This window comes from Ignavibacteria bacterium, from assembly GCA_013177855.1.
Classification (GTDB): domain Bacteria; phylum Bacteroidota; class Ignavibacteria; order Ch128b; family Ch128b; genus Ch128b.
The window spans coordinates 1-12,337 of record JABLYA010000005.1 but is presented as its reverse complement, the minus strand read 5'-3'; the positions used below and the strand labels follow the sequence as shown (position 1 = coordinate 12,337).

The following is a 12,337-nucleotide window of genomic DNA, read 5'->3' as shown; positions in this document are numbered from 1 at the left end:
TTCAAAGTAAATTATATAAATATTATGAAATATTTGTATACAAATCAACAACAACATCTAATACAAAATATAGATTAGATATTATACCAATAAGGTGTTGTTAATTATATAAATTTAATATAGTTTATGGAAGATTTAAGAGTTAAGGAAAAACAGAAAGAACTAAATAAGAGAAAACTAAAAGGTAAGTTGATTGCCTTTTGGAATAAAAAGAAATGGTGGATCATATCTATTGTTATTCTATCAATTCTTATTATTTTTCCAAGTGAATCAGGTCAAGCTATTGGTCAATGGATTCACGATTTTGTTGGAAATTTAGTAAAATATTCAAAATTTTAATTATGACTTACGATGAAATAATGCAACTTTCTGATTTGAACGAAAAAGAACAGAAATTAAAAGAGTTTTACGAAAATGAAATAAAAGTAAATGAATGGCTTGTTGATAATACTAAATATCAAAAGATTCGTTTTAAAGATAGATGGGAATATAAAGAAAATGGTGTCTATCACCGACTAAATGGTCCAGCTATAGAATTTCATAATGGTAATAGAGGATTTTTTTATTTGTTTGGTAAAACGATGAATGAAACAGAATGGCGACCAAAAGCGAATCAAATTCTTAGAGAAAAGAAACTTAAAAGAATGATAGAAAAAAGATGCAAGTTAAATGAACATTTTTACAAATGCTAAAATAAGAGAGAAGATAAATAAATTACCTTATGAATATAATATTGTTAAAAAAGGCAAATCTATAATAATAAAATCAGAGGATATTTCCTGGGTTAAAATAGCAAATCATTGTTATATGATTTCTGCATTTGACGTAGAATCTACTGGAACAACTACAGTATTTAAAGATTTTATAGAATTTCATTTATTCGTCTATGATAACTTTTATAAATTAGAACAAGTATTTTGTAATAAATTAACTGTATCAAGTGAATATTTCCTCAAAAATGGTTTTATACATAATGAAAATGGACCAGCATATATAAAGTATAATAAGAATGATCAGATTACAAATAAAAAATATTATTTAAATGGTCGTGAAACAAATGAAGAAGTAATAAAAAGACTTGTTCGTATCAAGAAATTAAACAGACTTGTATAAAGAACTCAATCTAAATAATCAAACCCTAAATTTAAGTATTGATTTATAATATCATTTTTATATATCATAAAATGACATATATTTGATGGAATGTTTAATTCAAATTTATTAAAATAAAAAAAGAGAAAGAACTTAATCTTTCTCTTTTTATATTTTGTCATATTAGATATTAAAATGCTCTAACAGCTCTTACATATGCAAAGTCTGTTTTGATTACAGAACCAACAAAACCAGTAGACATATTCACCTTAATAGCATTTGTTTGACTAGCTTCTGTAGAACTCCAATAAGTATTATTCTGTAATGCTGAACCACCATTTGCCACTGCAGTTGCATTAATTGCAGATTTATTAGCATACATAAGTAACAATTCATCTTTTGAAGGAAGATACCAGTCTCCATAAGTAACACCACCTTCAGTTATAGGAGTTTCACTACAAAGAACTGCTGCATAATTTTCTGTTACACCTGCTGCAGTAGACCTTGATACAATAAGATAAGTATTCATTTTACCCGACAAAGGACCAGAAGATTTAGCTCTTGTAATTGGTGCAGTTGCAACAGTTGTATTGTTATGCCATTTAATAGTTTCTACTGTAGGAACTGTAAGAGGATCATCAACATCATTTTTAGCACAAACCAGACCGTGTTGTCCTGTTTCATCAACCCAAAATACGATACCACCGTGTGCAAAATCTCCAATTGAGTATGTAGAGCTACTTCCACTTACTGCATTATCTACATATGTACGAAGTGCATTAGCTGTATCAGCGATAGAATTATAAACATTATCACAAATAACATTTATCGAATCTGAAATTACTGATGTAATATTACTTATATCTGTAACATTTTTTGCTGTTTCAGCATGAAAAGCATAAGGTACACTTAAAATTTGGCTTACTCCCTCAATAGTATAATTTGTTCCACCTGTAATATCAACTTTGGTTTGAATAAAATAAGAATCTGAACCCCAATCAATAAGATTAAATTCTGTACCACCACCAAATTGAATGCTAAATAAACCATTTAAGTTTGTTGTTGGTGCAAGAGTTTCGGTATAAACCACTGTACCTGTAGGAGAACCTTTTAAAATATTTATTTCTAAACCAATTTGAGTATTACTAATCAAATGATTATTGGCATCACGAACAATTGCTTGATAACTAATTTTTTGTGGTGTTTGTGAAAAAACGAATAACGAAATTAAAAAAACAACAAAAAGAACTGATAACTTTTTCATAATTTTTCATTTATTGATTAAACATATACAAAGATACAATAAAAATTTAAATTAAAAAATATTTTAGTTTAAAACCAAAAATCTACATTTGCTGGTATTGTGCCTTAACATCTTCGTAGATTTCATCTATTAAACAATTCATTAATTTTCCATTTTCTTTTATTTTTTTCTTTGTAATTAAATTAAATAACATATCTTTTAAAGCATCTCTGACTTTTTCTTTTGTACACTCACCATTACAAAAATCATATACATAATTTACTGCCTTTTCATATTCTTTCTTGTTTAATTTCTTTACAATTTTACAAATAATTTTTTCTATCTTTTTCATATTTTAATATTTTTTGATTATTTTAAAAGATTTTATTTCCTTACCATTTTGTAAAACTTTTATAAAATAGGTAGATGAAGCAAAATTACTCATTGCGATGTTTGTTTTACTTGACACATAACCACTTTGTATCACCGAACCATTAATATCAAATAACTGATAAGTTAAATTTGATAATTCAAAATTATCAACATTAAGTATTAGATAATCTGTGGTTGGATTTGGATAAACTGACATTGAAAGAGTAATACCTTTTAAATTTTCAATTTCTGTAATTACTAAAATTTCAAAAGGTTGCTGAATACCATCAACAATAGATCCATTAGAACCAGTACTTGTTTGATAAAAACAACCAACCGAATAAGTTAGTTCACCATTACTTCCTGTGGCAATACCACCAGTGATATTCATGTTTTCTTGGGCTTGTAATCCTATTGAAATGGATAGGATTAAGATAAAAATAAAATTTTTCATTTTTTATAAATTTTTAGTTTCAGATACAAAATTACAATAAAATATTCAGAAAAAAAAATTATGATAAGATTATATAAATTTAAAAGATAGATGTTTTTAGTTTAAAACCAAAAATCTACATTCACTGGTATTGTGACTTAATATCTTCGTAGATTTCATCTATTAAACAATTCATTAATTTTCCATTTTCTTTTATTTTTTTCTTTGTAATTAAATTAAATAATACACCTTTTAAAGCATCTCTGACTTTTTCTTTTGTACACTCACCATTACAAAAATCATATACATAATTTACTACCTTTTCATATTCTTTTTTATTTAATTTCTTTACAATTTTACAAATAAATTTTTTTATCTTTTTCATATTGTATAAATTTTACAAAGTTAATAAATATTAAAAATTCACAATTTTAACTGTAATAACTATATAAATAGATATCCACTTCACCTTTTAGTTTCAGATACAAAATTACAATAAAATATTCAGAAAAAAAAAATTATTGTGAAAATAAAAAAAAAAGAAATCGTTTTGACTTCTTATATTTATTTAATTTTCATATTTTTTTAATTGTTTGAACAAAAGTTTTCATATCTTCTTCATTCAACATAACTTTTGATAAAGTAAGAATTGTCCATAATTTAAATTGTTTTATAATATCTTTGAATTTCAATGCTTTTTTGAACTTTTTGATTATTTTGCAATATATTCAATTTTTGCAAAATTTACCCTCGTTAAAAATTTTCAATTTTTTTATTATTCACCTAATATTTCTTTAAGTTTTTTAATGGTATCGTTAGCATTTTTGTGCAATATTCCTATACCACCTTTCTTAATCCAATCATCTATATTCTTTTTAAGATCATCTATTAAAATACATTTATCATTTTTAACATATGTTTCTTTTCTAAAAGTTAATATAGGTTTTATACCTATTTCTCTTTCACACCAGATAATTTTTCCTTTTTTTGATAATTCGTCTAATGAAGGTTTGGTAAGTATTTTAGGATCATATTTTTTTTAAAAAATTCCATAATTTTTTACCATCTTTTATCCAATTCATATCTGACCAAAATTGTAATCCTAATTTTCTAATTTCTTTCCAAAATTCTTTTGGACCATAAACTTTTTCATAATCCCAACCCGTTTCAAAATCGGTTCCGTTTTTTTTTTATTAAATTCGTCTAAATATTTTCTTTTAAAATCACCATCAAAATCAGTTAATACACCATCCATATCACAATAAATTGTATATTCTGTTTTATTTTCATTTAAAAATTCATTAAATTTTACTTTCATACTTTCTTGATATTTTGCTTGTCTCCAAGGCAATGGATTTTTAGAATCCCATGCAGTCATATCAGAACCAAAACCTTTACCAAATATAACACCTTTCTTTTTTATCATTTCCTTTTCTCTCCAATCCATTAAGTGTGGTATTCTTATTTCTTCATTATCTCTTTCTTCAGAACCAGTATATTCTGACAATGGTATTAATCTTGGTTTTTTATTTCCTAATTTTTCACTATCCCAATCATTATCGCCTGGATCTTCAAAATCACCAATAACTTCTATAAGCCAGTCAGGATCACTAAAATCTAATTTAGGTGTATACTTTGGATATTTTTTATTAAATGCTACTTCCAAATCGTTCAATACATTTTTTAATTCTTTTTTACTTGGATATATCCAAAATGAAATGACTTTTGTATTTAACCATAATCTTCCTGCAAACCCAATATTATTTCTATTTATTGAACCAGATAATGTTATATATTTGTTATTTTTATTTGGTATAATATCAAAATGTTTTCCACCTAATTCAACCTTCATCTTATTATTTATATAACCAAAAGCAACACCATCTTCATCTGAATATGTTGAAAATATTTCTCTAGGTTCTTCATAATTGATAATATCTGGATTTTCAAATAATCTATATGTTAAAATTCTTTGCATTATTGTGTATATATTTTGTCATAAAAACGATTTACTATTTGCATTAATCTACCAAAATCACCATTGTTTCTTAATTTTTTAAAAACTAAATTTTCTATTGAAAATTCACCATTTTTTTCAAGACCAATTTTTCTATTATCATGAATCTTTTTTTTATATTCAGAAGCAAATAGATAATTCTTATTTGCAATTTCTGGTGTCATATTCATTTTACTTATTTCTTCCAATCTATCAATACCACTCTTGTATGTCAAATATTTAAAATTAACTTCTTCTTCATCTATTTGTGGTTTATTCCAAGTTGGTTTTAATATCCATTTATTATTTAATAATGAATATTGTCCAGTTGCAGTATGTTTTTCATTAACATCTTGTATATAAAGTTCTACATCATGACCTTTTATTCTTATGTTATGTTTCAAATTCCATAAAGACCTTTCACTATCAACAGATTTTTTAACTAATTTTATGTTTGAATTTATTTTGCTAAAATCTATTATTACATGAACATCTAAGTCAGAATATTTATTCCAATTATAGTTTGCTAATGAACCAGTTAAAATTATATCTATAATAGGTGCTTGATAGCCAAAACTATTATAAAATTCATTTGCAATAGTTAAAAGTTTTTGTCTAATTCTCTCATTAAACATACCTTTTGACCAAAATTTTGGATTAAGTTCTTTTTTATAATAAAATTGTGCGTTTTCTTGAGTTAATGGATTTTTTAAATTACATACTATCATGTCTTTACCAAAATCTTTTGCTTTAAGTTCTTGTTTTTTCCGTTTACCATAATCATTAGGATTTTCAAATAATTTGAATGATGTTTGAAAATGTTTATTTTCCTGATACTTTGCTTGTCTCCAAAATAATGGGTTCTTTGAATCCCAAGCAGTTAAATCTGAACCCCAACTACGACCCCAGCCTTTATTTTTAAGTTTTTGTTTTTCCGCCCAAGAAAGTAAATGAATTGCTCTTTCTTTTTCATGAAAATTAACAGAACCCATATAATCTTTTATCTTTATAATTTTAGAATTATTTGTATAACCTTCCATAGGACCTTCAATTTCTGATTCACCCCACCATTTATAATCATTTTCTATTTGTTCACCTTCTTCGTTTGTAACAACTTCAATAAACCAATCATCTGTTATTTTAAGTTTTTTTCCTTTTTTTTCAAAAGCATCCATTATATCATTTAAAACTTTCCATAATTCTTTGTAATCTTTTGGAAAATCCCAAAATGTTATATACTTATGTTTTTCCCATAATCTACCAGAATATTTTAATTCTTCTCTACTTTCGATTGCAGAATATAAATTATATTTTATTTCTTTTATGATATTTTTTGGTAAATCTTCAATTTTAGTGTTTTCTTTACATCTCTTTTTAATGGTTTCTATTGACCAAGTAGAATATTGACTTAAAAAATAATGTTTATCCTCTAAAGACATATCATTAAAATCATTAAAATATTTATCAAGGTCTATACTATTTTTTAATTCTACATGAGATTTTCCAGTAGAAGTTGTAACAAGCATTTTATTATTATAATATCCAAAAACATATGCATCATCTGAATACCAATCGATATATTCGCCCATTTTAGTTATTAAGTGATCTGGACTTTCAAATAATTTACCTATCATATCTTATAATTTTTTTACAAAAGACCAAAGGTCAAATTCTGTTATATTATTTACATTTTTATATTTAGATAACTGATTACCAGTGAATGATATAATTGTTTTATATGAACCTAATAATTTTTTATCTTCATATATTTGAACTGTTTTATTTGGTTCACCCAATGCACCAATAACAGCAATGTAATCATTTGAGAAAATTGTCTTTAAAATACTAATTTTTACATCCTTAGGATTATTTTTATTACTTTTTAATAATTCATTAGCCCAAGGATTTTTTAAATTAAGAATTGTTCCAGTATTTTTAATAGAAATTTTTGGAGTTCCGATAGATTTTTGTGCTTGAATTTTTATTTCCTCTTCTTTTTCAATCTTTCTAGCTTTTATAAGTGCTTCTTGATTTCTTCTAATAGTATTGAAATCAGCTCTTGTAATAGTTCTTTCAGTCATTACTCTATCGTTCATTTTATAACCTTTAGGCGGAAGACGATAAAAATGTCCAGTAAACATCATACTTTTAATGTTACTTACTTTAAACAATCTCCAAACTTTTTTAGTTTCTTTTTTCTGTGACACAGAATAACCTTCTAAATGCCAACCTCTTATAAGTTCATTTTTAGTATTTTTATTTATACCAAGAACCATAGGGTATATAACTCTTTCACGCCCACCTTTCCAAGCATCTTTATCACCAGCATATAAAATAAGAATAACCATACCATTTTGTATTGCTTGAACCATTTTGGCACGGTCATATTTAATTCTCTTATTAACTGGAAAACCAGGAACAATATCCATATTTTTTTGATTTTCGTTTAATTGATCAAAACGAACTTTTGGAATATACATTGTATCATTTTTTGTACTCTCTATTCTTTCAACAAATCCTAAATAATCTAAATCTAACATAATAACTTATACTGTTCATTTTTCTTGATAAAGTGCAAGATCATGATACTATTTTTTACTTATATATATTATTTTTGATTTCACTTTTTATATAAGATAAAGTATATATGTGATTTTTTTTATGAAATTTATAAAATTTTGGCAAGAATTTAATGAAGTATTGGATGATCCTAACAAAATTCTATTTTACTTATATATATATATATTATTTTTGATTTCACTTTTTATATAAGATAAAGTATATATGTGATTTTTTTTATGAAATTTATAAAATTTTGGCAAGAATTTAATGAAGTATTGGATGATCCTAACAAAATTCTATTTTTACTTATATATTATTTTTTTTTTGATTTCTACATTTTATATATAAGATAAAAAATAATGTGATTTTTATGAAAATTATAAAAAATTGGCAAGAATTTAATGAAGCATTGGATGATCCTAACAAAATTCTAAAAATTAGAAAAGGATATAATGGTAAAGATACAGACGTTGAAATGCTAGCAGATTTAACAAAATTAACAGTAGATCAAGTTATTAAGGTTATTAGATATGACCTTAAACACGAAGATGTGGCTGATTATTTAGAAAATAAATTCAAAGAAAAACTAAAATCAGTAAAGAAAAAGGATGAAGAATCTCCAAAGAAAAAAAGAGTCAAACCTAAAAAAGATACTGCTGATAAAGTTGCAAAGGAACCTGCTGCTAGACTAAAAAAATTTGATGAAATGGATAAAATTATATATGAAATGACAGGTTCACCAAGAAGTGCTATGCAAATGATGCCACCAAAAGAAAGAACAAAAGCAGTTTTTGATGAAGCATTATCAAAACATGGTTACATTTGGGGTAAATTAAACAAAAATTGTGATTTACTTGTTGCTGAAAGTTTAGATAAAATGTCTGCTAAAATGAAAAAAGCGCAAGATTTAGGTATTAAAATAACAACTTATGATGCACTTATTAAAAAACATAAATTATTTCAAAATAATGAAGAATTTGAATATAATAATGAACCAGGAAAATTATTATTAAAATATGATGGTCAAAGTCCTACAACATGGTTCTTTTTATCAGATGCAATCTTAAACGGTTTGTTAGAAGAAAAATTAGATTTAAGTGAAAATGAAGCTGAAGAATTTGCTCATTATTTAGTTGAATTGGGTGAAATGGAAGAAGAAGATGTGTATACTTTCTCATTAAGTGAATTAGCGGATATGATTGAACAAGATTTTGAAGAAACATTAGATAAGTTATTTGATTTCTTGATTGAAAGTGATGCAGAATGGTTTGATCATAAACCATCAATTGAGATAGTTGGTGAAGATGAAAATGGTGAAGAACACGAATTGATATATTATCCAAAAAATTAATCAACTATTATGATAAAAAGATATAATAATTTTAACGAATCTAACACAATATCAAAGGTGACTGGTTATGGTAATACTGTTATGGAACACAATGATATTTATTTAGATAATATTTACAGTAACTTAGAAGAAACTATCGACTTTTTAGATGAATTACAAACAGAATTAGACCCACTTGACATTGAATTTATTGAAGATGAAATTCAAGTAACAATAGATATTGAACAAATAGAAGACAAATCAAAAAAATTAAGAAAATTATTAAATCAGGCACTCAAAATATCAAATGATTTAAAAAAAATAAGCGAAAAATATATTCAATATTAATATAAAAATAATAGAGATTGGATATAAAATAATCACTATATTCAAATTCTTTATTAAAAAATAATAGGGGATATTTAAGATATTCTTTTGGAGTTTAAAATATGAAAGATAAAATAATGAAATTAGAAAATTTTATAAATGATGATAATAAAAAATTATAATTGAATTAACTACATCAGAATTAGATTTAATACTTTCTGAATTGGATAAAGATTTTGAAAAAGATGATTTTGATGGCTCTGAAAAAGCACATGTTGCTAAAATGAGGCGAATATTAAAGCTTAGAAATAAATTAATAGGTTATAAAATTAACAAGAAAGACTAAATTTAATTTAGTCTTTCTTGTTAATTTTCACTATATAAAAATAAAAAATCATGGCTAAACTATATTTTCGTTATTCAGCTATGAACGCTGGTAAATCACTTGATTTGTTAAAAACAGCATTCAATTACGAAGAAAGAGGTCAAAATGTTCTGATATTTACATCATCATTAGACAATCGTTACGGTACAAATAAAATAAAATCAAGAGTTGGTATAGAAAAGGAAGCAATTTCTGTTGATGAAAATACAGATATTGTTAAAATATTTGAAAGTCAAGAAAAAGAAATAAGTTGTGTATTATGCGATGAAGTTCAATTCTTTAAAAAGAAACATATTAAACAATTAACAGAAATAGTTGATAGATACAATACACCAGTAATATGTTATGGATTAAGAAGTGATTTTAGATTAGAGCCTTTTGAAGGTTCAATGTATTTAATGGCTGTTGCTGACACAATCGAAGAATTAAAAACTGTGTGTTGGTGTGGTAAAAAAGCGACAATAAATGCTAGAATAGTTGATGGTAAAATAACTACAACTGGTGAACAAGTACAAATAGGTGGTAATGAATCATATATTTCAATTTGTAGAAAACATTTCAAGCAAGGAAAGATTTCAAAATGAAAACATAAATTTTATATAAAATAGAACCTATATTCATAGGTTTAGATATTTTTAAACCATTCACAAGAATGGTTTTTTCTTATTTCATAATTTTATATATACTAAAAAATATCTTATTATAATGAAAAAATATTTGCAATTTATAATAGAAAAATTATCCGATAATCAAGAAAAATATATTAATCTAGTAATTAATTATTTGAAAAAGAATGCAGATTTTGATTTATTTGAATATAGTGAAGAATTTGAAGTTTTTAAAAAAAATTATCAAAGAAAACTTATAGGCAAATTATTTCTTATACCTAAAGATAGAGCAGTTAGATTTAATTTTGATAAAGATAGAATGGTTTCAATAGATATGTGGAATAATTTTAAATTTGATTTTGAAACTATTATAAATAAACCAGATTATACAATGGATATAGAAGATTCTATTGTATCTATTTTAGATGATATTGTTGATTTTATAAATGGTGATTTTGAGATTGTAGAAAAATTAAAAGATGAACCTGAAATAAAGATTGCTGAAGATGAAAATGTAAATCTTAATTCATTTAAAATAAATAAAAAAGTACTTGATGATGATATTAATATATTTGAATCAATTAAGTTATATACTATGCAAGTCGCATATAAAATATCCAATTCTTTAGTTATTAGTGGTTTACCTGGTTTAGGTAAGAGTTGGGATGTAGAGGAAACATTAAATAATATGAGAATAGATTATATATCTGTTTCTGGTGATATAACAACTTCTGGATTATATGAAATATTATTTTTAAATAGAAATAAATTGATTCTATTTGATGATATTGATTCTATATTTGATTCAAAAGAATCGATTAATTTATTAAAAGCCGTACTAGATACAAAACCTAAAAGAAAAGTGTCACGAATTTTAAAAACACATTTTGATTCTTTTAATATGACTGATGATGAAATACAATCAAAATATGAAGAAACTGGTAAATTGCCTAAACAATTTGAATTTACAGGTAGAATTATTTTTATAACTAATAGACCTGGTGATGAATTAGATCCTGCTTTAATATCAAGATCATTATTTGTTGATGTAAATTTAAATATTAAACAGATTATACAAAGAATAAAATCTATTATTCCTAATATACAACCAAGAATACCAATTGAAAAAAAGATTGATATCTTAAATTTTATGATTGATATGTCAAAACATTTTGAATTAAGATTTCCTCTTAATTTAAGAACATTTATTCATTGTCTAAATATTAGAATAGCAAATGAATTTAATGTTACAATTAATGGGGAAACTGTTCCACAATGGCAAAGGTTGATAAAACAATATTTAATAAAGAAATAATTTATTAAAAATTTTTAATAATAAAATAACAATATTTGAGATGAATTTCACACATTAAAGTCTAACAATCCAAAAGATCCACAATTGTTATATGAGAGAGAACAAGAAAGATACATTAAATAGATTAACATTCTATTTAGAAGATAGTTCAAATATTTTAAATTTAGGTTATGGTGATGGTGTAGATGCAAAATATTTTTCAGATAAGGGATTTAATATTAGTGCTATTGATATTTCACAAGTAGCTATTGACAATTTAAAAGACATAAATATAGATGTGAAAGTATATGATATTAAAAACAAATTAAAAGATGGTGGTTGTTTGTATATTACATCAAAAACACAATCATTTCAGGATAAAATAAAAACTGGAAAACAATTTTTACACAAGAAAGAATGGATTAAAATTTTAAATTATTATTTCCAAGATATTCGCATAACAGAACATTCTGGGAAATTATACAATAAATATTGTCAATGGTTAGAAATAGAATGTTATAAAATTAATGATGTATCAATATGAAAATGAAATATTTAAAGACATATGAAAAATTTATTCGAAAAGAAAACATAGATGTAATTTATAATAAATATTATAAAAACATTGATTATGATATATTTAAAGAAATTATTTCATCAGATCCAACATCTTGGATAGATGGAAATCTTTATTT

16 protein-coding genes are annotated in these 12,337 nt (G+C 24.3%); 9 read left to right on the top strand and 7 right to left on the bottom strand.

Annotation, left to right across the window (positions count from 1 at the left end; all coding sequences use genetic code 11):
• The first annotated feature begins 126 nt into the window (after positions 1–126).
• The 3 genes from HPY57_13325 to HPY57_13315 are packed head-to-tail and all read left to right on the top strand — an operon-like array spanning position 127 to position 1,113.
• Positions 127–339 carry a hypothetical protein gene (locus HPY57_13325; GenBank protein NPV12762.1) on the top strand — a complete coding sequence of 71 codons (213 nt, stop codon included), beginning with the start codon at positions 127–129 and terminating at the stop codon, positions 337–339.
• 2 nt (positions 340–341) lie between these two features.
• Positions 342–692: a hypothetical protein gene (locus HPY57_13320; GenBank protein ID NPV12761.1), complete on the top strand. Its 351-nt coding sequence runs from the start codon at positions 342–344 to the stop codon at positions 690–692.
• Complete coding sequence (locus tag HPY57_13315) at positions 670–1,113, top strand: hypothetical protein (protein NPV12760.1); 444 nt, start codon at positions 670–672, stop codon at positions 1,111–1,113. Before HPY57_13320 ends, HPY57_13315 begins: the two co-directional genes overlap by 23 nt.
• Positions 1,114–1,282: 169 nt before the next feature.
• Here the strand turns inward: HPY57_13315 and HPY57_13310 are convergent, their stop codons facing one another.
• The 7 genes from HPY57_13310 to HPY57_13280 all read right to left on the bottom strand — a co-directional run bounded on the left by HPY57_13310 (position 1,283) and on the right by HPY57_13280 (position 7,676).
• Positions 1,283–2,356 (bottom strand): DUF1566 domain-containing protein, encoded by a 1,074-nt coding sequence (locus tag HPY57_13310; GenBank protein ID NPV12759.1) that lies wholly within the window; start codon positions 2,354–2,356, stop codon positions 1,283–1,285.
• Positions 2,357–2,438: 82 nt separating this feature from the next.
• Entirely contained in the window at positions 2,439–2,687 is a 249-nt protein-coding gene (locus HPY57_13305; protein NPV12758.1) for a hypothetical protein, read from the bottom strand.
• Between the two features lie 3 nt (positions 2,688–2,690).
• Positions 2,691–3,161 (bottom strand): T9SS type A sorting domain-containing protein, encoded by a 471-nt coding sequence (locus HPY57_13300; protein NPV12757.1) that lies wholly within the window; start codon positions 3,159–3,161, stop codon positions 2,691–2,693.
• A gap of 121 nt (positions 3,162–3,282) precedes the next feature.
• Positions 3,283–3,525 (bottom strand): hypothetical protein, encoded by a 243-nt coding sequence (locus HPY57_13295; GenBank protein ID NPV12756.1) that lies wholly within the window; start codon positions 3,523–3,525, stop codon positions 3,283–3,285.
• Between the two features lie 717 nt (positions 3,526–4,242).
• Complete coding sequence (locus HPY57_13290; GenBank protein ID NPV12755.1) at positions 4,243–5,118, bottom strand: hypothetical protein; 876 nt, start codon at positions 5,116–5,118, stop codon at positions 4,243–4,245.
• On the bottom strand, positions 5,118–6,770 hold the full coding sequence (locus tag HPY57_13285; GenBank protein ID NPV12754.1) for a hypothetical protein: 1,653 nt from the start codon (positions 6,768–6,770) through the stop codon (positions 5,118–5,120). The genes HPY57_13290 and HPY57_13285 overlap by 1 nt, the downstream gene beginning before the upstream one ends.
• Positions 6,771–6,773: 3 nt before the next feature.
• On the bottom strand, positions 6,774–7,676 hold the full coding sequence (locus HPY57_13280; GenBank protein ID NPV12753.1) for a hypothetical protein: 903 nt from the start codon (positions 7,674–7,676) through the stop codon (positions 6,774–6,776).
• 392 nt (positions 7,677–8,068) lie between these two features.
• On the opposite strand from HPY57_13280, the gene HPY57_13275 reads away from it, so the two are divergent.
• From HPY57_13275 to HPY57_13250, 6 genes are all read left to right on the top strand, one after another.
• Entirely contained in the window at positions 8,069–9,049 is a 981-nt protein-coding gene (locus HPY57_13275) for a hypothetical protein (protein ID NPV12752.1), read from the top strand.
• 9 nt (positions 9,050–9,058) lie between these two features.
• Positions 9,059–9,376 (top strand): hypothetical protein, encoded by a 318-nt coding sequence (locus tag HPY57_13270; protein NPV12751.1) that lies wholly within the window; start codon positions 9,059–9,061, stop codon positions 9,374–9,376.
• A gap of 375 nt (positions 9,377–9,751) precedes the next feature.
• Positions 9,752–10,324 (top strand): thymidine kinase, encoded by a 573-nt coding sequence (locus HPY57_13265; protein NPV12750.1) that lies wholly within the window; start codon positions 9,752–9,754, stop codon positions 10,322–10,324.
• Between the two features lie 121 nt (positions 10,325–10,445).
• The gene (locus HPY57_13260; protein NPV12749.1) at positions 10,446–11,663 is read left to right on the top strand and encodes an AAA family ATPase; all 1,218 of its coding nucleotides are present in this window, start codon (positions 10,446–10,448) and stop codon (positions 11,661–11,663) included.
• A gap of 91 nt (positions 11,664–11,754) precedes the next feature.
• Entirely contained in the window at positions 11,755–12,186 is a 432-nt protein-coding gene (locus HPY57_13255) for a methyltransferase domain-containing protein (protein ID NPV12748.1), read from the top strand.
• The coding region (locus HPY57_13250) for a hypothetical protein (protein ID NPV12747.1) at positions 12,183–12,337 on the top strand (155 nt) is incomplete at its 3' end. The genes HPY57_13255 and HPY57_13250, both read left to right, overlap by 4 nt.